This is a genomic window from Nocardia sp. NPDC057455 (genome assembly GCF_042802775.1).
Classification (GTDB): domain Bacteria; phylum Actinomycetota; class Actinomycetes; order Mycobacteriales; family Mycobacteriaceae; genus Nocardia.
In genome coordinates this window covers 41,560-64,376 of record NZ_JBHVDM010000002.1, presented here as the reverse complement: position 1 = coordinate 64,376, position 22,817 = coordinate 41,560, and the positions used below count along the sequence as shown (strand labels likewise).

Here is a 22,817-nt window from a genome sequence, read left to right as displayed (position 1 = left end):
GACCGCGATCCGGCGCGGGGGTGGCCGATGACCACCGCTCTCACCGCAGCTGTACGGGCCGAGCCAGACCTACAAACACGCACCTGCTGAAAACCCCGCTGTAGTCGATCGTCTAGGGCTCGACGGGGGCCTCGGCCTGCGCGGGAGCGACGGACATCAGTACCGCACCGGCCAGCAGGGCGCCCGCGACGACGTGACGATGGATAGGACGAGGTGCATTGGAAAACGTTGTGGCCCCGAGCATTTCGCTCAGGGCCACAATCCCGCGACGGGGCTCTACTTCTGCTCGTAGGTGGCGATCAGGGTCGCGCGGGCCAGGGTGTGGGAGAACAAGTTGAAGCCGAGGTAGGCGGGGGTGGCGTTCTCGTCGATGCCGAGGCTTTCGACGTCGACGGCGTGCACGACGATGAAGTACCGGTGCGGGCCGTGACCGGGCGGCGGGGCGGCGCCGACGAAGCCGTGGAAGCCGCCGTCGTTGCGCAGGGTGATCGCGCCGGTCGGCACGGCCCCGCCTTCCTCACCGCTGCCCGCGCCCGCGGGCAGCGAGGTCGCGCTCACCGGGATGTCGGCGACGGCCCAGTGCCAGAAGCCGGAGGCGGTGGGGGCATCGGGGTCGTACACCGTGACCGCGAAGCTCTTGGTCTCCGCCGGGAAATCCGACCAGGACAACTGCGGGGAGATGTCCTTGCCTCCCGCGCCGAAGATGCCGCTGACCTGGTCGTTGCCGAAGGGCTGGCCGTCGGTGACATCGGTGGAGGTGAGGGTGAACGACGGCACCTGCGCAAGCGCGTCGTAGGGATTGTAGGTCATGGAACCTCTCTTCCGGATCGGATCAGCTGTGCAGTAGGAAGTGTTCGAGCACGCGGGTGCCGAATTCGAGGGCATCCACCGGCACCCGCTCGTCGACGCCGTGGAACAGTGCGGTGAAGTCCAGCTCTGGCGGCAACTGCAGCGGTGCGAAGCCGAAGCAGCGAATACCCAAGCGGGCGAACGCTTTCGCATCCGTGCCGCCGGAGAGCATGTAGGGGACGGTACGGCCGTGCGGATCATGGGCCAGCACGGCGTTGTTCATGGCGTCGACCAGATCGCCGTCGAAGGTCGTCTCGTAGGAGTCGAGCTTGGTGATCCACTCGCGTTCGACGTCGGGGCCGATCAGCTCGTCAACCTCACGCTCGAACGCGGCCTGCCGCCCGGGAACCACGCGGCAGTCCACCACCGCCTCGGCGGTCTGCGGGATCACGTTGGCCTTGTAACCGGCTTGCAGCATGGTGGGATTGGCCGTGTCGCGCAGCGTGGCGCCGATGATGCGGGAAATGGTGCCCAGCTTCGCCAGCTGGCCCTCGATGTCGGGGCTGGACGGATCGAACTTCAGGCCGGTCTCCTCGGCGACGGCGGCGAGGAAGGCGGCCACCGAATCCGAGAGCACCAACGGGAAGGTGTGTTTACCCAGCCGGGCCACCGCGTCGGCGAGAATGGTGACCGCGTTGTCCTCGTGCAGAAACGAACCGTGGCCCGCGCGGGCCTTGGCGCGCAACCGCATCCAGCCCAGACCCTTCTCGGCCGTCTCCACCAGATACAGCCTGCGTTCGGTGCCGTCGGGGCGCGGCACGGTCAGCGAGAATCCGCCGACCTCCCCCACCGCCTCGGTGACGCCGTCGAACAAGTCGGGGCGGTTGTCCACCAGCCACTGCGAGCCCCACTTGCCGCCGTTCTCCTCGTCGGCGAGGAAAGCGAAGACGATGTCGCGCGGCGGCACCGTCCCCTCGAGCTTGAATTGGCGGGCCACCGCCAGCGACATCCCGACCATGTCCTTCATGTCGATCGCGCCGCGACCCCACACATAGCCGTCGCGCACCGCGCCGGAGAACGGATGCACACTCCAGTCCGCGGCCTCGGCGGGCACCACATCCAGATGCCCGTGGATCATCAGCGCGCCACGACTCGAGTCCGCGCCTTCCAGCCGTGCGAAGACGTTGCCGCGACCCTCCGCTCCGGACTCGACGTATTCGGTGACGTAACCCGCCTGGTGCAGCTGGTCGGCCACCCACTGCGCACATTCGCGTTCACCCTTGGTGGTGGCCAGATCGCCGGTATTGGAGGTGTCGAAGCGGATCAGCGTACTGACCAGCTCCACCACTTCCGACACCGCGCGCGAGCTTCTGTTCGGGTCGATTCCTTCGCCAGTTGCGGACACGCTCCCTTTCCTACCACCCGCGCGGCGGTGCGAACGCACGGCCGTGGTGTCGCGGCGGGGCGCTGCGGCCAGCACGGTGGGCGATCGCGCGCGACAGGGTTGTCATCAGGATGAGCGCAACTGGTCGGCTCAGGCCGAGCCGGGGCGCTCGACCTGGTCCGGGAACACCACCCGCACGAATGCCCAGAACCGGAACACCATGCCCAGCGCGGTGCCGACCAGTTGCGCGGCCACGAAGTCGGCCACGTTCTGGCTGAAGCGGGAAACCTCGGGCACCTCGAGATGCAGCACATACCGCGACACCCACAGCGGTGCGGTGTTGATCGCGACGGCCAGGAAACTGACCAGGTAGAACAGCGCGGCCTCGTGATGCCCGCGCCGCCCACCGCGCCCGTCGAAGGACCACTGCTTGTTGAGCACATACGACAGCGTGATCGCCGCCAGCACCGCGACCACTTTCGCCGTGACCGGATACGCCTCGAGCACAGTGCTCTTCAAGGTCAGGAACACCGCGGTGTCCAGCGTGAACGCGGCGGCACCGACGGAGGCGAAACGGAGGAGTTCTCGACGCCGTGCCTCGCCCCCCAGCGCGGACGTCACCCGAGCGAAAACCGGGCGTTCGGAAAACAGCACAGGTAAAGTCTCCGGCACATGTCCCGACCCCACAACAAGATCGGCAGATTCACCGCACCGCTTGTTTCCACGGGTGCACGGTCGGTGGAATGCGGGCAGGTGAGAAGCGTGAAGAAAGCCAAGCGGCGCACCCGGCCTCAGCAGACGGCATTCGACGGTGCGGCGCATGCCGCGGAGCCGATCGCCGTGATCGGCATGAGCTGTCGCTTCGCCGGGGGCGCCGATTCTCCGGAAGCGTTGTGGCGGTTGCTGATCGATGAGACCGATGCGATCGCCGACGAACCGCCGCCCGGTCGCTGGTCGGGCGACTACCGAGGCTCCGACCGCGCCGCCGCGGGCAAGACCGTGTCGGTCGCCGGTGGGTATCTGGCGGATGTGGCCGGATTCGACGCCGAATTCTTCGCGATCACCCCGCGCGAAGCGGCCGATATGGATCCGCAGCAACGCTTGGCGCTGGAATTGGCGTGGGAGGCGTTCGAGGACGCGGGTATCCGGCCCGATCGGGTGCCACAGACCGGCGTGTATTTCGCCAATAAGTTCAACGACTATCGCGCCGTCAAACTTTCCCGTGGCGCCACCGCCATCACCCCGTTCACCAGTACCGGCGATGTCGAAGGCGTGATCGCCAACCGGGTGTCGTACTTCCTCGGTTTCGACGGCCCCAGCATGACCGTGAACGCCTCCTGCGCGGGATCGCTGGTCGCGGTGCATCTGGCCTGCCAGGCGCTGCGGGCGGGTGAGAGCGCGCTGGCGGTCGCGGGCGGGGTGCAGCTGAATCTGATTCCGGAGACCGCGATCGGGCTGTCCGCGCTGGGCGTGCTGTCCGCGCAGGGCCGATCCCGCACCTTCGACGCCTCCGCCGACGGGTACGCCCGCGGCGAAGGCGGCGCGGTGGTGATCCTCAAGCCACTGCGGCAGGCGCTGCGCGACGGCGACCGCGTGTACTGCACCCTGCTGGGCAGCGCCACCAACAACAACGGCAAACACCGCTCCATGCCCGCAAGCAGCGCGGACGGGCAGCGGCAACTGATCCGTCGCGCTTGCGCGCAGGCCGGGGTGGACCCGCTGACGATCGACTACGTGGAGGCGCACGGCACCGGCACCGCGGTCGGTGATCGCGCCGAGCTGTCCGCCCTGGCCGAGGTCTACGGCAGCAACCGTGCCCCGGACTTGCCGCTGAGGGTCGGGTCGATCAAAACCAATATCGGGCACACCGAGGCGGCCGCGGGTCTGGCGGGACTGGTGAAGGTCGCACTCGCTCTGTCGCATCGCCGCATTCCGCGCAGTCTCCATTTCGACCGTGCGCCGGAGTATTTCGACCCGGCGAGCGCTGGAGTGCGTGTCGCCGATACCGCAATGCCGTGGCCGCAGCACGATGGTCCGGCGCGCGCCGCGGTGAGCGCGTTCGGTTTCGGCGGCTCCAATGCTCACGTCATCGCCGAAGCGGCCCCTCCGCCCGACCCATTGACCGCCCCCGACCCCTCCGAGCGCCTGGTGGTGCTGTCGGCGCGCACCGAGACCGCGCTTCGGGCGCACGCTTTCCGGCTGCGCGAGCATCTGGTGCACAACCCCGGCGTGCTCCTCGGTGACCTCGCGCACACCCTGGCGACGAGAAGGCCTTTCCAGCACCGTCTTTCGGTGGTAGCCGACGACGTGGGCCAGGTTGTCGAGTTCCTCGACGGGACCGTATCCGGCGACGCCGACGGCACGGAGAACGAAGCGCTGAGTCTCGTGCTCTCGGCGGCCTTGCGGCCCGGCACCGTCGCCCGTCGCGACTTGCTCACCGCGGCGGGGGTGCTGTTCCAGCGTGGCATCGAGCCGGACTGGTCGGCCGTGAACCCGCCCGGGCGGCCGATCACGCTACCCACCTATCCGTTCCAGCGGGAACGGCACTGGGCGGTTGCGGAGACGCACGCCGAAGCACACGGCGTCGCCGCGCCCGATTCGGCAGCCGATCTCCTTTCGTCCGAATCCGTTGATCATCCGGTTCGTGATCGCGCGCCCATCGCACAGACGACCGGTGCCGCGCCGGTCGTGTCGTCAGCGCAGAATTCCGCACCGGTCGAAGCCGGCGTCAAGGATTCGGGAACGCGGCCGGCGACGATCGAGCCGCCTGCCGCGCTCAGCGCGCCGGAAGACACCGCCGAGCCCGATACCGCGTCGCTCGCCGCGCTGGTCACCAGGGAACTGGCCGAAGTCGTCGGCATCGCCCCCGACCGCGTCGCCGTCCGCCAGAACTTCGACCAGCTCGGCATCGGCTCGGTGCACGCCGTGGAACTGGCCGCCCGCCTCACTGCCCGCCTGGGCATCGACGTACCCGCCGCCATCATCTGGGGCTGCCCCACGGTCGAGCTGCTGGCCGCCGAACTGAGCACTCGGCTCACAGCGCCGTACCCGGCAGCCGAGCATCCCCCCACTACCCCTGCGGCCGATCCGAACCCGGCTCCGGGTGAGGAAGCTCTCACGATCAGCGAATTGGTGGCATTGAGCCGAGAGTTACTGGGCAGCACCGGAACCCGCGAACGATCGCGCTGATCCAGCCGACCCGGGTCCGCTCACCGAGCCAGCAGTTCGCGGGCCAGCGCTTCGCTCCACCAGCGTTCGACTGCCTCGGGTGACCAGGTGCGTTCGGTGATGAACGTGGCGTAGACGTCGATGTTGCACAGCGCGGCGTAGATGTCGGTGGCGGTGGATACGTCCAGGCCGGGCCGCAGTGTGCCGTTCGGCCACGACGAGAACACTTCGACGCGCGTTCGGTCGGCGACCGCACGCGCCTGCGCGTAGAGGGTGGCCAGTTCGGGTTCGGTGCGCCCGGAATCACGGACCAAGACGATGAGGTCCCCGGCTCGTTCGAACAGGCGCCGGTCGTAACCTGCCATCGCGGCCAGCTGCTGTGCGGGGGTGGGGCGGCTTTCCAATTCGGCGAGCATCCGCGGCATGTCCCCGGACACGTCGGCCGCATCCACCAGGGCCCAGACCAGTCCCTTCTTGCTTCCGTACGCCGCGTACACCGTCGGGACGGACACCCCCGCCTCGCGGGCGACGTCGGCGATGGTGGTCCCGGCCCATCCTCGGGTGACGAACAGTCGCCCGGCGGCCTCCGCGATGTCGGCGCGGGTGCGCTTGGCCTGCGCCTGCCTGCGCAGCGAGTCGTAGCGTCGTCGCTCCGGCTGTGCGTCCACCATTGCCCTCCATTCCTCCTGCTCCTATATTCAATATAGGTTATCTAAAACCAATTGGCTGCCGCACGGGATCTTCCCAGCGAGCAACCCTGATGCGGGAGAGGGCATTTCGATGGAATTCACCACTGTGGCGGGCTTGGGTGGCATCGGGTTCGTGGTGGCGGCGTTGGCGGTCAACCTCCTCTATGTGCGTGCACGGCTTCCGTTCCCGGTGTCGGCGGAGAAGATCGAGGCGGTCGAGGAAGCCTTCGCCGCCGCCGGTGCGGCGGTGAAGCGACCTTCGACGCTCGCTCCGGCAATGTGGCTGTGTACCACCGTTTTCGCCGCGGGACTGCTGTCGGTGACGTGGCGCGGCGGCGAAGGGCCTGCGGCGTGGGCGCTGGTGGGATTCGGCGGAATACTCATGCAGAACGCCACGTTCACCGTGGTCGAGGCACTGCGGTTCGGGATGGCCGCGGCCGCCACACACAGCCGTGGCACGACTGCGGGCCTGTGGGGAACGAGCAACGTCCTGTTCGGGTTCAACCAGATCTTCCTCGCGACCGCACTGCTGGGTTTCAGCATCGCCGGAGCCGACGCCGGACTGATCTCCGTCTGGCATGCCTGGCTCGGGTACGCCAGTGCCGCATTGCTGTTCGTCTCGTCCTCAGCCGGCCCCTACAACGTCGACGGCACCAACCGCATCGCGGTCGTCGGCCTGATCGGCTGGGTCGGCTGGGCGGCCTGGATCATCGCCTGCAGCGTCGCGTTGCTGGGCCGGTAGCGCCGATGCGGTGCTCGAGCATCGACACTCTCGTTCGCACTAGGATCTGGTCATGAAGGTCTTCGTCGCGGGATCGACCGGCGCGATCGGACGATATGTCGTCGCGGCATCGGTCGAAGCAGGCCACGAGGTGACGGCATTGGTACGTACCGAGGAGAAAGCGGCCGCGGTGCGCGCTCGAGGGGCGAGACCGGTCACGGCGTCGTTGTTCGATCGAGACCAACTGAGCGCCGCGATCGCCGGGCACGACGCCGTGGTGAACATGGCCAGCGCCCTGCCCTCGGTCGCACAGTTCATGTCCGACCGCGCTTGGCGCAGAAACGAGCATGTTCGCATCGACGGGTCGACGGCCCTGGTCGATGCCGCACTGGCCGCCGGTGTCGACCGGCTGATCCAGGAATCGATCAGCATGATCTACCCGGACAGCGGGTCCGAGTGGATCACCGAGGACGTCCCCGCCGACCGCTACCCCCGCGCCCTGTGCAGCATCGCCGCCGAGGACAACGCCCATCGCCTCACAGCAGCGGGCGGAAGCGGAATCGTGCTGCGCTTCGGTGTCTTCTGCGGCGTCGGCGCCGCCCACAGCGAACAGATGCTGGCCATGGCCCGCCGCCGCATCGCGCCGGTACTGGGCCGCGCCGACGCGTACACCTCCACGATTCACCTGACCGACGCGGCCGCGGCCGTCGTCGCGGCGCTCACCGCCCCAGCGGGCACCTACAACATCGTCGACGACGAACCGCTCACCAAACGCGAGTACGCCACCGCCCTGGCCGCGGCCGCGGGCAAACGGCCCTGGCTGCGTGTCCCCGGCCGGGCCGCGCTGCTCGGCGGTCACCGGCTCACGTCCCTGACCCGATCACTTCGAGTGAGCAACAGCCGCTTTCGTGCCGCCACCTCCTGGTCTCCGCGCTACCCCAGTGCCCGCGAGGCGTGGCTGGCTACCGCCGCTCCTGGCAGGGGCTCGTCCGAGGTGTAGGACCCGCGGGTCGAGCATTCGGCCGCTCCTGAAGCCGCCGCGCCGGAGGGCGGCGCGGGCGTCGACCGGCGGCGCGGCTCCAAGGGTCGTCAGGTCGCCAGGTCGTCACCGGCTCGGTGACGCGGCCCACCGGAGGGCAGCCGGACCTCCGATCCGGAAGCGGATATGCTGCCCTCGGTCCGGGTGGGCTGTATCCAAAGGGGGCCGAAAGATGTTGGGGCAGCACGAGTCGTTCGCCGGCTACCTGATCGAGGGAGTACTCGGGCAAGGCGGTATGGGCACCGTCTATCTGGCCCGCCACCCACGGCTGCCGCGACTGGTGGCGCTCAAACTGCTCAATCGCGCGGTGTCGGAGGACGAAGAACTGCGCAGACGGTTCGAACTGGAAGCCAATGTCGTCGCTCGCCTGGAACACCCGGGAATCGTCGGCGTCTACGATCGCGGCAGCCAGGACGGGCACCTGTGGATCTCCATGCAGTACATCCGCGGCACCGACGCCGCCCGGCTCGACCAGCGGACCACACGCCCGGACCAAGTGCTGCAGATCGTCGGCGATACGGCCAAGGCCCTCGACTACGCGCACGGTCGAGGCGTGCTGCATCGCGACATCAAGCCGGCCAACATCCTGATCGCCGAGGCCGAAGCTGGTCGCGAAAGCCGTGCTCTGCTCACGGATTTCGGTATCGCGCGGTTGCTCGACGCGGATACCAAGCTCACCGCCACCGGGACATTCACCGCCACACTCGCCTATGCCTCACCGGAGCAACTGTCCGGCGAGGCGGTCGATCACCGTGCCGATCAATATTCCCTCGGCTGCACCCTCTACACGATGCTGGCCGGGCAACCGCCCTTCCCCTCGACCAATCCCGGTCAGATCGTCGCGGGACACATCGCCAAGCCGGTACCGCGGCTCAGCGATACCCGTCCCGAGTTGCCACGGCAGCTCGACGACGTGATCGCACGCGCGCTGGCCAAACATCGCGACGAACGATTCGCCGGCTGTGGCGACTTCGCGGCAGCCGCCGTGGCGGCCTTGCGTGGCGACACTGCCCACGTGCCGCCCGCGCCGGCCTTCGTCAACCAGCGCTCCGCCCACTCGGCGACGGCGATCGACCCTTGGCCGCGTTCGGCTCCGACCTTGCTGAACCAGCCTTCGGAGCCCAGGTGGCGCGCCGAGCCGCTGCCCCCGCTGCAACCGCTCACGCCCGTCTACGATCCGGCCCGGCCATCCGGCGTCATCCCCAGGATCGGTGCCGTCGTCGCGTTCGCGTTCGGTCTGGTCACCACCATGATCGTCGCCAACGGAGTGGTCGAGCTGGCAACTCGGCGCACCACGCAATACGGCCGCCCCCAGACGTTGCGTGATGTCGCCCTGGATGTTCTCGCTCCCATGACGATCTGTACCGCGATGTCGCTGCTGCTGCTCGGTGGCTCGATCGCGCTGTTCGCGCGCAAGCGCGCGGGGCGCATCGCGGTGGCACTGGGTACCGGGATCCTCACGCTGGTCGCCTTGGTCGGAATCGGAGCCGGCCTGGTCGGCGACAACCGCCGCAGCGACGTGATCTTCGCCGGCACGATCTTGTCTTTCGCCGGAACGGGACTGCTGTGCACGGTGACCCCTCCGACCGGCCGCTGGCTCGCCGACAAACGTCCCAGGAACCGGCCATGAGTACGACCACCCGAAGGTTCTGGTGACCGCACCGCACAACGGATTCGGCGTAGTCGCGGTGCGGCCCATCACGCGTCGGCCACCGAGGTGTCGTGTGCGCCCACCTTGCGGACGTGGGTGTTCGCCGCGGTGACGGCCTCGCCCTTGTGGTTTTCGGTGCGCAGTGGGGCGACGGGGCGGCCGTCACGGTCGACGAGTGTCGAGTGGGCTTCGTTGTCGGTGAAGGTGTGGCGTTCTCCCCATTGGCGCAATGCCACGACGAGAGTGAAGAGGTCTTGCCCGGCTTCGGTGAGCGCGTAGCTGTGCCGCTTGCCGCCCGGAGCGGTGCTCGTGGTGAGGATGTCGTGGTCGACGAGCCTGCGCAGGCGATCGGCGAGGATGTTGCGGGCGATGCCGAGCCGCTGCTGGAATTCGGTGAAGGTGGCCGCGCCGTCCATGGCGTCGCGCACGATCAGCAGGCTCCACCGGTCGCCCACGAGGTCGACGGTTCGCGCGACCGGGCAGGTGGGATCGGTCCACCCGCGGCCGGAACCGAGCGTCGGGGTCATGAGCATCCTCCAATCAGTTGCAATTCGAAACCATTGTTCCTTATTCTCGAATGGTTGCATATTGCTACTAATTGGGAGGTGTGGTGGCGACAGGAGTCACAAGGTCGCAGCGATTCGTCTTGGCGCTGGTGTGCGCAGTGGCCGTGTCGACGATCTATGCGATACAGCCGGTTCTGGCGGCAGCGGGCACCGGCCTGGGAGTGGCACGCGAGTCGCTGGGCGGACTGGTCGCGGCCGGGCAGGTCGGCTACTTCGCCGGCCTGATCCTGCTGGTCCCGCTCGGAGACGTGGTGAATCGTCGTTGGCTCATCACCGTGCACCTGGTCCTCACCGCCGCGGGAGCCGCGGCCGCGGCCGCGGCCCCGAACGGTGCCGTCGCGGTGACGGGGCTGGCGGTCGCGGGTCTGTTCGCGGTCGTGGTTCAGGTAACTGTCGCCTATGTCGCCGCGGTCTCCGCGCCGAGCGAGCGGGGCCGCAATATCGGCGCCGTCACCTCCGGTGTGGTGATCGGTATCCTCGGCGTCCGGGTCCTCGCCGGCGTCCTGGGCGACACGGTCGGCTGGCGTGCCGTGTACGCGCTGCTCGCCGTGCTCTGCGTGACTCTTGCCCTCATCGTCCGCGCGACACTCGGCCCGGACCGCCCGGCTTCCGGCGCACGGTACGCGCAGGTGCTGGCATCGATGCGGCGGCTCGCGCGCACCGATCGCTTGTTTCTGAGCCGGGGCCTGATCGCGTTCTTCCTCTTCGCGTCCTTCGGAACCCTCTGGAGCGGGCTCGCTCTCCCCCTCGGCACCGACCCGTGGAACCTCGGCACCACGCAGATCGGCCTGTTCGCAGTGGCGGGCCTGGCCGGAGCTCTCGGCGCCGCCCGCGCGGGACGATGGGCCGACGCCGGGCACGCACAAGCGATTACCGGATCCGCACTGGTGGCGCTCACCGCCTCCTGGTTGCTCATCGCGCGGATCGAAACAACGCTGTGGCTGCTCGCCATCGGCATCGTTGTGCTCGATTTCGCCGTCCAGGCAGTACATGTCGGTAGCCAGCACCTGCTGACCACGGCGCATCCGCACCGCGCCAGCAGCGTCATAGGCGCCTACATGGCCTTCTATTCCCTCGGATCCGCCCTCGGCGCGATCACGACCACCTGGGCCTACAGCACCTGGGGTTGGCCGGCCTCCTGCTGGGCCGGCGCGGCCTACTCCCTCTGCGCACTTGTTGTGTGGGGACTGGCGCAGGTCACCGGTATCACCCGGCGCAATGCTGCTGACTCGCCCGGTGCTCGAGCGGAGTGCCGCGACACGGCGGGACTGCCATGCTGACCAGCAGCCATGCGCGCCATCACCGACGCGCCCGAATCGCCCGCCCCCGACCGGCGAAGTGTCCCGAACTCGGCCGACGAGGAGCGGATACCGTTCAGGTCGTCACAGCTTCCGTGACACGGCGGACCGGGCGGATGCGGATGCCGGATTCCGGGCGCAGGTTGACCGAGGCCAGCGGCACCACCGGGTGGGTGTCGTCGAGTTCGAGCCGGAAACGCTGCACCGTCATGGCCAGGATCAGCACCATCTCCGTCATCGACATGTCCTTGCCGAGGCAGATGCGCGGGCCGCCGGAGAACGGGAAGAACGCGAACTTGTGCCGCTCGGCCACGGCCGCGTCGGTGAAACGTTCCGGACGGAAGGCCTCGGGTTCGTCCCACAGCCGCTTGTCGCGATGGATGTAGTACATGCACAACGTGACTCGCGCGCCCGCGGGCACGTGGTAGCCGCCGATTTCGTCATCGGCGATGGGGGTGCGCTCGACGATCCAGGCGGGCGGATACAGCCGCATCGTCTCCTCGATCACCATGCGGCAGTAACTCAGCTGCCCCAGATCCGCGAAGGACGGGGTGCGGTCGCCGAGCACGGCGCGCACCTCCTCGGCCAGCTTCTCCTGGATCTCGGGATGGGTGGCCAGCAGGTAGCACGCCCACGACAGCGCGTTGGCCGGGGACTCGTGACCGGCCACGAGCAGCGTCTTGATCTCGTTGAGCAGATCCTCCTCGCGCATGCCCTGACCGCCTTCGTCGCGGGCGCGCACCAGCGCGGTGAGCACGTCGGTGGTGTCGCCGCCGCGGCGGCGCTCGTCGATGAGATGGCGCACCACGTCATCGAGTTCGCCGACCTTGCGCGCGACCCGGCGAGCCTCCGGTGTCGGGAAGGACTGCGGCAACTTCACCGGCGCGTTCACCCGCTTCATGATGAACGCGAACGCCGCGCGCATCGCGTCGGTCACCTGACTGGTGTCGGTGGACAGATCGAGACCGAACAGGATCCGGCCGGTCACCGCGAGCAGCAGCTTGACGTAGTCGTCGTAGATGTCGCGGAACTGTCCGGCCGCGGTGTCCCAGCCATCCAGCATCGCCGCGGCGCTGCCGGTGATGTCGTCGGCGAAACCTTTGACGTGCGAATGGGAGAACGCTGGGGAGATCAGCTTGCGCTGGGTGCGCCAGTACTCCAGGTTGTTGGTGGTCAACTGCCCGTCGCCGAGCAGGATGCTGAACTCGTCGTAGATCGGGCTCTTGCGGTAATTGGTGTAGTTGTCCTTGAGCACGTACTCGGTCATCGCGGGGTCCGCGACGAGGTAGACGAGCATCGGGCCCGCCTTGACCCGCACGACGTCACCGTAGCCCTCCAGCAGCGCGCCCACCGTCGTCAGCGGGTTCTTCGCGAGTTTCGGCAGCATGCGTCCGGTCTCCACCAGATTCGGCCCGGGTGCTTTCATGGTCCGACCTTTCACTTCAGCAGCTTGGCGTGCTTGCGCAGCTGGTTCACGTAGTCCTGTTTCTCCACCACCAGCGGGTACTGGTCGGCGTGGTAGAGCCGCAACCCGGCATACAGGTCGGGCTGGCGGCCCTGGGTGGCGCGATCGAAACGTTCGACCCGCCGCGGATCGCTCGCCTTGGTCCGCAGGTACTCGGCGACCAGCTCGGCTTGCTTCTCGTAGACATCCCAGTGCGAACCGATCGGCCGCACCATCCCGACGACGAACAGGTCGCGGGCGTGCGGCGGAAAGATGTTGAGGTACAAGCCCGGCCGCAGGCTGTCGCCCGACCAGTTCAAGTGGGTCCGGTCGACGACGGGATAGTTCGGCACGAACCCGGTGGCCAGCACCACCAGATCGACCTTCTCTTCGGTGCCGTCGGCGAAGGTCACCCGGTCGTCGTCGATCGCGGTGACATCCGGTTTGGGCGTGATGTCGCCATGGGTGTAGTGGTGGTGCAGCTGGTCGCCGAGCATCGGGATGACGATGCCCTCGGTGAAATCGGGCACCGGGAGTCCGAACGTGCGGGAGCGGCCGCGCAGATACGAGAACAGCCGCTCGAAGGCACGCTTGCGCAGCGGACGCCACATCTTGCCCTGCAACATGCTGTCGGTCGGGCGGCCCAGCATGTACTTGGGCATGCAGTAGAACCCGCGCCTGCTGCTGTGCAGGGTCAGCGCGGCGTTGACCGCGCAGTCGGACAGGATGTCGGCGGCCGACTGCCCGGCCCCGATCACCAGCACCCGCTTGCCGAGCACCTGTTCGGGATGCCGGTATTCGCTGGAATGCAGTACGGGCACCGTGCCGGAGCCGGGGATGTCGACGCGCCGCGGGGTGCGGTCGTGTCCGGTGGCGACGACGACCCCTGCGTAGCGGCGCTCGGATCCGTCGGCCAGCGTGACCGTCCAGCCGTCCTCCCCCGGTTCGACGCTCCGCACCGAGGTGTTCAACCGGATGCGCGGCCACAGGTCGAAGGCGTCGGCGTAGGAGTGCAGATAGCGCAGCACGAGTTCGTGCCCCGGATAGTCGGGATAGTCCTCGGGCATCGCGAACCCCGAAAACGCTTGCACGCCTTTGGAAGCGATGACGTGCGTGTTGTGGCTGACCGGTGAGTCCGGACGACGTGCGTCCCAGATCCCGCCGATTCCGTCGGCCGCCTCGAGCACCTCGAAATCCAAATCGTGCGCGGCGAACTCGCGCGCGGTCGCCAAACCGGCCGCGCCCGCGCCGATCACGCAATAGGTGCTCATGCCGCGCCGACCCGTTCCGTCTGCGGGGAGTCCTCCCGCGACGGGGCCGGTTCCGGATCGGTGCCCGAACTCGCCCGCCAGGCCACCAGGAAGCAGGCGACGTAGATGAGCGTCTGTGCGACCAGCGTGAACCAGACATTTTCGTTGTAGACCGCGATGATCAGCCAGGCCACGGTCAGCAGGGCGACGGTGCGTTTGCCGCCGCGCATCAGCCCGGCGTGCACCGCCAGCATCCACACCGCGCCGACCGCGATGTACACCCACGGCCCGAACGGAGCGCGGAACGACGCCAGCGTCAGCACCGCCAGCCATATGGCCAGCTGCTCCGCGCGCACCCGTGGCCCTTCGGCCCCCGCGGACAGCCGCCGGTGGATGCGAACGGCGGTGACCGCCACCAGGATCAGCAGCAGCAAGGTGTAGATGTTGGTGATCACCCGTGCGGGCCCGACGGGATCGCCGATGTCCCAGCCCATGATGTTCGCCTTGTACGGCAGCCCGAACGGCGAATAGTTGACCAGTTGGTTGGCTCGCTCCACCAGCACGAACTGGTGGAACTCCCCGCTGGCCAGCCGCTGCCAGGTGCCGTCGGACAGAAATTGCCGCCACGGCTCCCAGCCGAATATCGCCAGCGTGAGCAGGGAATACAGTCCGCAGAACGCGGCGGTCCACACCGCGGGACGCCAGCGGCGCTGGACCAGCAGATAGACCAGCAGGATCGCCGGGGACACCTTGGCGATGATCGCGAACGCCAGCGCCGCGCCGCCGAAGATATTGCGTCGCAGCTGGAACAGGACCATCGCGCCCGCTCCGCCGACATACAGCACCAGCACGTGGATGTTGCCGATCTGCAGGGTCGCCAGGGTCGGCAGGCTGAGCCACACCACCGGGGTCAGTGCCGCCAGCACCGCGCCCTGCCTGCCGCCGATCCAGCGGGCGATGGCGAACATGGCCAACAGCACGATCGCCACATACAGCGAGTAGTACAGCGCGCGCAGCGTGGCGAAGTCGTGGCTGAACAGCAGCAGCAACCGGGGCAGCAGCAGGAACGGCGGCGGGTAGAGGTAGGCGTCGCGATCCTGCGGCGTCACCGCGGGCAGTATCGAATCCGCCTGGGGCGATTCGTAGCGGTGGCGGTCGTAGAGGCCGGCGGGGTCGTGCTCGGCCATGAGCGCGCCGCTGATGTAACCGGACAGGTGGGATTTCTCGACCAGGAAGTCGTCGTCGGCCGACAGTGAGGCGTCCACGTTGTCGGCGTCGAGCATGAACTGCGTCAACCGGGCCAGCACCGCGACCACGAGCAGGATGACCACGCTCCACAGCACCCGCACGACGATCGATCTGGCACGCACCGCCTCTCGCCACTCGGCGGGCACCGCCGGCACGAACAGCACGAACAGCACCGCCGCGCACACGAGGCCGAGTACGGCCGTCACCGGCCCGGGTAGGCCGGTGAGCGAGAGCACGATCATCACGACGGGAACGAGAATGCCGACGACGAACACCGCGTACATCGTGGCGAAGTAGTCGAGCGAACCACGGAACCTGGTCCATGTCCTGGATATCATCTGCAACCTACGGCTTTCGGTTCCCGCGCCGCCCGGTCCGGGCCGCGCGGATGGTCTATCTGGTCGCTGCTGCGGCGCGCTCGGCCAGCAGCGGAACCACCTGGGACACCACCTCGCCCGGGCTGGGCGCGGCGCGCAGGTCGGCGCCGATCTGTTCGGCGGAGGCGCGGAAATCGGGTTCGTGCAGCAGCGTGCGGATCGAGGTGGTGAGTGCTTCGATGTCGCCTTGGCCCGCAGGGGACTCCGCGGCCAGCCCGGCCCCGGTGCGCACCAGGCCGCGGGCGTAGTCGAACTGGTCAAACATCTGCGGCAGCACCAGCTGCGGCAATCCGAACCAGCCCGCGGTGAGGCCGGTGGTCGAGCCGCCGTGGTGCACGAGCAGATCGCAGCTCGGGAGGAACAGGGTGAGCGGGACCTCTTCCACCACCCGGACGTGGTCGGGCAGTGCGCCGACGCTGACCCGGTCGGGCGCCGACAGCGCGACGACGACCTCGGCATCATCGAGGTCGCTCAGCGCCGCGAGGACCGATTCCAGCGGCCGCGGACCGGTCAGGCCGAGCGTGCTGCCGCCCATGCACACCGCGATGCGCTTGCGGCCGTGCTCGTTGCGGTGCCACGGCGGCAGCGCGCCGGTGCCGTTGAACGGGACGTAGCCCAGCGGGGTGCCCGGCGCGGCGTCGGGCGCTTGTAGCCGCGGCGGGCAGATGTCGAGCACGGCGACCGGATCGGCCAGCCGGGTGCCCGCCTCCTCGGCGAGTGCGGCGGTGCGTTCGGCGAAGGGCCCGCCGGTGGGGTCGATGCCCCAGCGGTGAACCAGGACCGGGAGGTCGAGCCGCGCGCCGAGGGCTCGGCCGATGGTGGCCAGCGGGTCGGTGAGGATCACGTCCGCCTGCCAGTCGGCCGCGACCGTGGCGAAGGTGTCGAGATACTGGCGGGCGTGGTTGTGCCAGTTCTGTGCGGCGACCTGCCACAGGCCCTGCCCGCTGGAGTGGTCGCGGTCGGCGAACAGCGGAAGCGGGAACATGCCCGGATTCACCTGGGTGCGCAACTGGTCCATGGGCACGTTCAGCGCGGTCAGCTCGACGGCGTCGAGTCCCGAGCGCAGGGCGGTGGCCGTCACGTCGTTCCGCGAGGCGACCAGCACTTCGTGGCCGGCCAGCCGCAGCGCCCAGCAGAACGGCATCATCGCCAGCAGGTGGCCCGACGAGGGCACCGGCACGACAAGAAACTTCATCCGATCACTCCTTCGGCTTCATCCACTCCATCGGATTGGTGTGCCGAGGCACCCATGATGGAGCCGATTGCTCGGCGTTGCGGCGTTTTTCGATGACCACGATGTTGTGGTAGAAGTGCAGCGCCCCGATCCATTCGTCGAAAGCGCCTGCCGCGCGGCCGGATTCCTTCTCGAATTCCTGGTGGTGCAAGGCGTCCACCAGGGTTTTCAGGTAACCGACGGTGGTGGCCGGATCGTCGGTGGCGGTGCTGCTGCCGCCCCAGCCCGACCAGTAGGAGGTCTGGGTGTCCTCCACCACGTACAGCCCGCCGGGCCGCAGGTGCGCGAACAGTGCCCGGAACGAGGCGATCACGTCACCGCTGATATGGCTGCCGTCGTCGATGATGATGTCGAACGGGCCCAGCGAGCTGCCGAGCTCCTCCAGGAACGCCGGATCGCCCTGATCGCCGCGCAGCGGTTGCAGGCGCGGCTCGGCGATGCCGGACTTGTCGAAGTAGTCCAGTCCGAACACCAGTCCGCGGCGGAAGTACTGCTTCCACATTCGCAGTGACGCGCCGCCGACATCCGGCGCGGTGTATCCGCCGATGCCCAGTTCGAGGATGCGCACCCGACTGTCGCGCAGCGGTGCGAAGTGCCGCTCGTAATGCTCGGTGTACCAGTGCCCGCCCCACTTGTCCGAACCGAAGTGCAGCGACAGCGCGTTGAGGTCGTAGTGCTGCGCGCGGCACGCGGTGACGATGCGGTCGGCGGCGACCGCGGCGGCGTCGCGGGCCAGCCGCCACGGGTCGTCCGGTGCGAAACTGCCCGGCCCCGGCTCGTCCTTGATCGCGATGGCGCGAGTGCCGAGGGCGGCGTCGGGCGGGCCGTAGACCGCGCGCAGCAGCTCCACCAGATCCTGCCGCACCAGCAGCCACGGATCCTCCAGGGTGCCCGGCGCGATCGCGGGCTCGTCGGCGCCGAAGGTGATCAGATAGTCCAGCTGTTTACCCTCGTGGGCCAGCTCGAACACGGCGGTGACCGGTTGTCCCGGCTGGGAGCCGTGGCTCGCGCGCCAGGCGATCTCTTTCAGCACCGCGTCGGCGACGGTCTCGGTGCCGATCTCACCGATCCGTGCGGCGGTCTCCTCGTAGACGCCATCGGCGACGGAGATCAACTGGGCGGCAAGGACATTCTCGTCGTTCAGGGTCACGTCATCCATCCGTTCCGCCGGTGCGCACCGGCTCCGATTCCTGCACCGGGTGCACGCCTTCGGCCACGAGCATGGCCCGCACCATGCCGTGGAAGTCCACCGAAGGTCGCCACCCGGTCCGCTCGCGCAGCCTCGTCGCGTCGCCCACCAGCGGCTGCCTGCTGCGGGTGAGCATCGAGGAGCGTTCGCGGACATGGTCTTTCCAGTCCAGTCCGGCCATGCCGAACGCTGCCGCGCAGAACTGCGCGACCGTATGGTGTTCGCCGGTGCCGACGACGAAGTCGTCGGGCTCATCGAGGGCCAGGATCCGCGTCATCGCCTCGACGTAGTCCGGCGCGTATCCCCAGTCCGCGCCGGCGTCCAACCTGCCCACCTCCAGCACGCCGGTCTCGCCGCGCTGGATCCGCGCGACGGCGCGCACGATCTTGCGGGTGACGAACTTCTCGGCTCGCAAGGGTGATTCGTGGTTGAACATGATGCCCGCGGCCGCGAAGACGCCGCGGGCGCGGTAGGCGCGGCAGGTCAGCAAGCCCGCCGCCTTGGTGACTCCGTAGATCGAGTCCGGTCGCAGCCCGCTGTCCTCGTCGCACACCGCGGCGCCGTCGGAGCCGAAGACATGCGAGGAGGCTGCGTAGAACAGGCGGGTGCCGGTGCGGTGACGATCGATCGCCTCCGCGAAATACTGCACCGGCAGCGTGTTCACCCGGTGGGAGGCGCGGGCCAGCTCGTGTGGGTCGCCGTGGTCGTCCTGCGAGGAGTGCTGCACCGCCGCCAGCAGATACACCTGCGTGGGGCGCTCGGACGCGACCAGCCGCTGCACGGCGCCCGCGTCGGTGATGTCGACCGGGCCGTCGCGGCCGATCCGCAGCACTCGCTCACCGCGTGCGGCGAGCAGGTCCGACAGCAGTCTGCCGTCCTGCCCCGCCGCACCCGTGACGACGATGGTCATCTCACACCACGTCCAGGTCGGGCAGCGGGAACACCAGCCGCCCACCCGCCGCGCGGAAGGCGCTCTCCCGCTCCAGCATCATGGTGCGGAAATGCCAGGGCAGCACGAAGAACTGGTCGGGCGCCATGGCGCGCGCCCGATCCTCCGACACGATCGGGATCGCGCTTCCCGGAGTGAACTTGCCGAACTTGTCGTCGTTGACCTCCGCGATGCACTCCAGGTCCTCCGGACCGATCCCGCAATGCTGCAGCACCACGTTGCCTTTGGTGGAGGCCCCGTAACCGAGCGTGCGCAGACCGGCCTTGCGGGAGCGGTCGAAGAAGTCCCGGACCTGGTCGCGATGCTGGTCGACCCGCTTGGCGAAGTCCACGTACGGCTGCGCGGTGTGCAGTCCGAGCGCGGACTCCTCCTGGCGCATGCGATCCAGCTCGGCGGCATCGGCAGGTGACGGGGCACCCTGCTTGCCCAAGGTGAGCGCGAAGCTGCCGCCGTTGACGGCATTGCGTTCCACCTCGAGCACCACGAAACCGCAGCGCCGCGCCATCCATTCGATCTGGTCGAGGGTGTAGTACTCCAGATGCTCGTGACAGATGGTGTCGTAGGAGGTCGTCGCCAGCATCGCGGGTAGATAACTCTGTTCCAGCACCCAGATGCCGTCGTCGGTGAGGCTGTCGTACACCGCGCGCATGAATTCCAGCGGCTCGGGGACGTCGTAGAACATGGCGATCGAGGTGATCACCTTGGCTCGTCGCCCCTCCAGCGCCGATTCGACCAGTTCGCGGGTGAAGTACCCGGTCACCAGCCGCACGTGCGGCGGATAGAACCGGCGGAATTTCTCCCCCAGCGGGTCGATGCCCACGATCGTCGCCGACTCTTCGGGGTAGGCGCGCAGCAGCGTCGCGTCGTTGCTGCCGATGTCGATCACCACATCATCCGGCGACAACCGCGCCCGCTGCCGGATCCGCGCCACCCGGTGGGCCAGATGGTCGATCATCGATCTATTCAGACCGGAACGGTATCCGTAACCGGGGGAATACATTTCGTCGAAATCGGCCGTGTGGCGCAGCTGTACCAGCCCGCACTCCTCGCCGCCCGCGGGCACACAGCGCACCAACTCCAAGGGGTAGCGCGGCACGTCGGTCGGGTCGGAGGCCGGGAACACCCCGGTCAGCGCCATCGTGCCGAGGTCGACCACCGTCTCGAGCCGGGTGTTCCCGCACACCCGGCAACCCTGCACCGCCACTGTTTGCGTCACACGTTCTCCATATCGTGGGCGACCATCAACTCGACCAGTTCGGTGAAACTCGTCCGGGGCGACCACCCGAGCTTCTCGCGCGCCTTGCTCGGGTCACCGGTGAGATGATGAACCTCGGCGGGCCGGAAATAGGTCGGATCCACCTCGACCAGCACCCGCGAGGTGCGCCGGTCGATCCCTCGCTCCGCCAAACCGGTTCCTTCCCAGATTAATTCGACTCCCGTGGCGGAGAAGGCGGTCTCGCACAACTCGCGCACGCTGTGCGTCTCGCCGGTCGCGATCACGTAGTCGTCGGGTTCGGGCTGTTGCAGCATCAGCCACATCGCCTCGACGTACTCCTTGGCGTATCCCCAGTCCCGGCGGGCGTCCAGATTGCCGATGAACAGCTTGTCCTGTTTGCCCTGCGCGATGCGCACCGCTCCGCGGGTCACCTTGCGCGTAACGAAAACCTCGCCACGCCGGGGTGATTCGTGATTGAACAGGGTGCCGTTGACCGTGTACATCCCGTAGGCCTCGCGGTGGTTCACCGTGATCCAGTACGCGTACAGCTTCGCCACGGCATACGGCGAACGCGGATGGAACGGTGTGTCCTCGCTGAGCGCCACGTCGTGCAGTCCGCCGTACAGCTCCGAGGACGAAGCCTGGTAGAACCGGGTCGCGATGCCGGTTTTGCGGATGGCGTCCAGGATGCGCAGCGTGCCGATCGCGTTGGTCTCGGCGGTGAACTCCGGGATCTGGAACGAGATGTGCACGTGCGACTGCGCGCCCAAATTGTAGATCTCCGCCGGGCGCACGTCCTCCAGAATCCGGTTGAGACTGCTGGAATCCATCAGATCCCCGTAGTGCAGGAACAGCCGGCGTTGGGAATGCGTATCGGGATACAGGTGATCTATGCGGTCTGTATTGAAATTCGACGCACGCCGGATAATCCCGTGCACCTCATATCCTTGCTGCAACAGGAATTCTGTCAGATAAGACCCGTCCTGGCCGGTGATACCGGTTATCAGCGCCTTTCTCATCAAACCTCCAACCCCGAGACTAACCGGTGGCCAAAAAGCGGGCAATACCTATCTTTCGGTCGCCGCCGGTATTAGAATTCGATTGCATGAGCGCGGCCTCCGATAAAACTCTGGTAATGATTCCGACGTACAACGAGCGTCGCAACGTGGGCCCGTTGCTCGCTCAGATCCTGGAACAAGGCACCGATTTCGATGTCCTGTTCGTCGACGACAACTCCCCGGACGGTACCGGAGATCTGCTCGATGACCTGGCGCGACAGTACGCACCCCGCATCCACGTGCTGCACAGGGCAGGGCGCCAAGGCGTCGGCTCCGCGCATCAGGCCGGAATCCGCTGGGCCTACGCGCAGGGATATCGGCACATCATCACGATGGATTCCGATTTCGCGCATCCGCCGTCGTATCTTCCGGCACTGCGTGCCGCTGCGGCCGGTTTCGATGTCGTGGTCGGATCGCGATATCTGAAAGAGGACAGCCTTGCCGACTGGACTCCCTTCCGCAAGATCCTCACCCGGGTCGGGCATTTCCTCACCGTGACACTGCTGCGGATGCCCTACGATGCCACCGGCGCGTTCCGATACTACCGGCTGGACTCCGTTCCGGTGACGGCTTTCGATCGGGTTCGTTCGACCGGATACTCCTTCTTCTTCGAAAGTCTCTACATTCTCGCCGCCAATGGCTTCCGGATCGAGCAGGTGCCGATCCACGTCCTCAACCGCACCGCGGGCGCGTCCAAGATGCGCACCCGCGACGTCGCCACCAGCGTGCGTTTCCTGCTGGTGCTGTGCGCTGAGAAATATTTGCGCCCCAGCAGGCACAGCCTCAATCCGCCTGTGCACCGCTGACCCTCCGCCCGGCCAGCCAGTCGATCACCGCCGCCGCCTCCGGCCAGTCCGGGCCGGTGGCGGTGACCGGGAACTGGTCGTCGACATGATCTTTGGCGAACTCCGATCGTGATCCCACCGCGTCACGCACCTCGGCCAGCGTCACGGTGGTGCGTGCGCCGACCTCACGCAGGCCGGTGTCCTCGAGGTGGGCGGCGATCCAGCCGGCGCACCAGTGCACCGGGGCGAAGCTCTGCCGCGAGCGGCCGCTGGCGAACACCGGACGGTCGGCGGCCATGTCCGCCAGCACACCCTTGCGGTAGTCGCCGCCGTACATCGGGCCGAGCCGCACGACGAGAGTGTCCGGCCCGGAACACAATTGCTCGGCTTCCGCGCGATGGCGGCCGTAGGCCGTGTCCAGTTGGGTACGCGCGGAAATACTGCTGATCTGCACGAATCGGTCCCAGAGCCACCGCTCGCGCAGCAGGCGCGTCTTGTCCACCGTCTCCTGGCGGTCGGCGTCCGGATGATGCTCGGCCCAGTACCTCTTCGACGGGCAGGCGGTATTGATCAGCACGTCGTAGCGACCCGCCGTGCGGTGACGTTCGTGATCGGCACGCCCGACCGCCGCCACCTCCCACCGTCCGCTGCTCTCGAGCGCTTCGACCAGCGCGGCGCCCACATACCCGGCTGCGCCGACCACGGCTACACGTAATCGGCTCACGCGCAGTCCTTTCCGGCATGTGAGCCGGCCGCTACGGG

General features: G+C 67.9%; 20 protein-coding genes. 6 read left to right on the top strand and 14 right to left on the bottom strand.

The genetic code is table 11. From position 1 onward, the window contains the following. Positions 1 to 276: 276 nt before the first annotated feature. The 3 genes from ACFU5M_RS01340 to ACFU5M_RS01330 form a co-directional block, all read right to left on the bottom strand. A complete protein-coding gene (locus ACFU5M_RS01340; RefSeq protein WP_379041958.1) occupies positions 277 to 810 on the bottom strand; it encodes a YbhB/YbcL family Raf kinase inhibitor-like protein in 534 nt (177 codons plus the stop codon). A gap of 22 nt (positions 811 to 832) precedes the next feature. After that, a complete protein-coding gene (locus tag ACFU5M_RS01335; protein ID WP_379041956.1) occupies positions 833 to 2,194 on the bottom strand; it encodes a M20/M25/M40 family metallo-hydrolase in 1,362 nt (453 codons plus the stop codon). A gap of 129 nt (positions 2,195 to 2,323) precedes the next feature. Then, positions 2,324 to 2,827 carry a GtrA family protein gene (locus tag ACFU5M_RS01330; RefSeq protein WP_379041954.1) on the bottom strand — a complete coding sequence of 168 codons (504 nt, stop codon included), beginning with the start codon at positions 2,825 to 2,827 and terminating at the stop codon, positions 2,324 to 2,326. A gap of 108 nt (positions 2,828 to 2,935) precedes the next feature. Here ACFU5M_RS01330 and ACFU5M_RS01325 point away from each other — a divergent pair, with 108 nt between their 5' ends. Beyond that, complete coding sequence (locus ACFU5M_RS01325) at positions 2,936 to 5,362, top strand: beta-ketoacyl synthase N-terminal-like domain-containing protein (RefSeq protein WP_379041952.1); 2,427 nt, start codon at positions 2,936 to 2,938, stop codon at positions 5,360 to 5,362. Between the two features lie 20 nt (positions 5,363 to 5,382). On the opposite strand, the gene ACFU5M_RS01320 is transcribed toward ACFU5M_RS01325, so the two are convergent. Beyond that, the gene (locus ACFU5M_RS01320; protein ID WP_379041950.1) at positions 5,383 to 6,012 is read right to left on the bottom strand and encodes a TetR/AcrR family transcriptional regulator; all 630 of its coding nucleotides are present in this window, start codon (positions 6,010 to 6,012) and stop codon (positions 5,383 to 5,385) included. Between the two features lie 109 nt (positions 6,013 to 6,121). Here ACFU5M_RS01320 and ACFU5M_RS01315 point away from each other — a divergent pair, with 109 nt between their 5' ends. The 3 genes from ACFU5M_RS01315 to ACFU5M_RS01305 all read left to right on the top strand — a co-directional run bounded on the left by ACFU5M_RS01315 (position 6,122) and on the right by ACFU5M_RS01305 (position 9,420). Beyond that, the gene (locus tag ACFU5M_RS01315; protein ID WP_379041948.1) at positions 6,122 to 6,772 is read left to right on the top strand and encodes a hypothetical protein; all 651 of its coding nucleotides are present in this window, start codon (positions 6,122 to 6,124) and stop codon (positions 6,770 to 6,772) included. Between the two features lie 52 nt (positions 6,773 to 6,824). Next, positions 6,825 to 7,751, top strand: coding sequence for an NAD-dependent epimerase/dehydratase family protein (locus ACFU5M_RS01310; protein WP_379041946.1), 927 nt, complete (start codon positions 6,825 to 6,827; stop codon positions 7,749 to 7,751). A gap of 211 nt (positions 7,752 to 7,962) precedes the next feature. Further along, positions 7,963 to 9,420 (top strand): serine/threonine-protein kinase, encoded by a 1,458-nt coding sequence (locus ACFU5M_RS01305; protein WP_379041944.1) that lies wholly within the window; start codon positions 7,963 to 7,965, stop codon positions 9,418 to 9,420. Between the two features lie 68 nt (positions 9,421 to 9,488). Here the strand turns inward: ACFU5M_RS01305 and ACFU5M_RS01300 are convergent, their stop codons facing one another. Then, on the bottom strand, positions 9,489 to 9,968 hold the full coding sequence (locus ACFU5M_RS01300) for a winged helix-turn-helix transcriptional regulator (protein WP_379041942.1): 480 nt from the start codon (positions 9,966 to 9,968) through the stop codon (positions 9,489 to 9,491). An 83-nt stretch (positions 9,969 to 10,051) separates the two neighbouring features. On the opposite strand from ACFU5M_RS01300, the gene ACFU5M_RS01295 reads away from it, so the two are divergent. Next, complete coding sequence (locus ACFU5M_RS01295) at positions 10,052 to 11,287, top strand: MFS transporter (protein ID WP_379041940.1); 1,236 nt, start codon at positions 10,052 to 10,054, stop codon at positions 11,285 to 11,287. Positions 11,288 to 11,381: 94 nt separating this feature from the next. On the opposite strand, the gene ACFU5M_RS01290 is transcribed toward ACFU5M_RS01295, so the two are convergent. Genes ACFU5M_RS01290 through gmd form a run of 8 tightly spaced genes read right to left on the bottom strand, consistent with a single transcriptional unit; the run spans position 11,382 to position 21,231 of the window. Beyond that, positions 11,382 to 12,731, bottom strand: a complete 1,350-nt coding sequence (locus ACFU5M_RS01290; protein ID WP_379041938.1) for a cytochrome P450 — start codon at positions 12,729 to 12,731, stop codon at positions 11,382 to 11,384. 11 nt (positions 12,732 to 12,742) lie between these two features. Beyond that, positions 12,743 to 14,020 (bottom strand): flavin-containing monooxygenase, encoded by a 1,278-nt coding sequence (locus ACFU5M_RS01285; RefSeq protein WP_379041936.1) that lies wholly within the window; start codon positions 14,018 to 14,020, stop codon positions 12,743 to 12,745. Further along, positions 14,017 to 15,585 (bottom strand): glycosyltransferase family 87 protein, encoded by a 1,569-nt coding sequence (locus ACFU5M_RS01280; protein WP_379041934.1) that lies wholly within the window; start codon positions 15,583 to 15,585, stop codon positions 14,017 to 14,019. Before ACFU5M_RS01280 ends, ACFU5M_RS01285 begins: the two co-directional genes overlap by 4 nt. A gap of 55 nt (positions 15,586 to 15,640) precedes the next feature. Then, positions 15,641 to 16,819 (bottom strand): nucleotide disphospho-sugar-binding domain-containing protein, encoded by a 1,179-nt coding sequence (locus tag ACFU5M_RS01275; RefSeq protein WP_379041932.1) that lies wholly within the window; start codon positions 16,817 to 16,819, stop codon positions 15,641 to 15,643. A gap of 4 nt (positions 16,820 to 16,823) precedes the next feature. After that, positions 16,824 to 18,008, bottom strand: coding sequence for a class I SAM-dependent methyltransferase (locus tag ACFU5M_RS01270; RefSeq protein WP_379041930.1), 1,185 nt, complete (start codon positions 18,006 to 18,008; stop codon positions 16,824 to 16,826). Between the two features lies 1 nt (position 18,009). Continuing rightward, on the bottom strand, positions 18,010 to 18,957 hold the full coding sequence (locus tag ACFU5M_RS01265; RefSeq protein ID WP_379041928.1) for a GDP-mannose 4,6-dehydratase: 948 nt from the start codon (positions 18,955 to 18,957) through the stop codon (positions 18,010 to 18,012). Position 18,958: 1 nt separating this feature from the next. Next, positions 18,959 to 20,212, bottom strand: a complete 1,254-nt coding sequence (locus tag ACFU5M_RS01260) for a class I SAM-dependent methyltransferase (RefSeq protein ID WP_379041926.1) — start codon at positions 20,210 to 20,212, stop codon at positions 18,959 to 18,961. Further along, complete coding sequence (gene gmd, locus ACFU5M_RS01255; RefSeq protein WP_379041924.1) at positions 20,209 to 21,231, bottom strand: GDP-mannose 4,6-dehydratase; 1,023 nt, start codon at positions 21,229 to 21,231, stop codon at positions 20,209 to 20,211. Before gmd ends, ACFU5M_RS01260 begins: the two co-directional genes overlap by 4 nt. Before the next feature lie 86 nt (positions 21,232 to 21,317). Here gmd and ACFU5M_RS01250 point away from each other — a divergent pair, with 86 nt between their 5' ends. Further along, positions 21,318 to 22,076 carry a polyprenol monophosphomannose synthase gene (locus tag ACFU5M_RS01250; protein ID WP_379041922.1) on the top strand — a complete coding sequence of 253 codons (759 nt, stop codon included), beginning with the start codon at positions 21,318 to 21,320 and terminating at the stop codon, positions 22,074 to 22,076. Here the strand turns inward: ACFU5M_RS01250 and ACFU5M_RS01245 are convergent. Beyond that, on the bottom strand, positions 22,054 to 22,779 hold the full coding sequence (locus ACFU5M_RS01245; protein ID WP_379041920.1) for an NAD-dependent epimerase/dehydratase family protein: 726 nt from the start codon (positions 22,777 to 22,779) through the stop codon (positions 22,054 to 22,056). The genes ACFU5M_RS01250 and ACFU5M_RS01245 overlap by 23 nt on opposite strands. Positions 22,780 to 22,817: the final 38 nt, after the last annotated feature.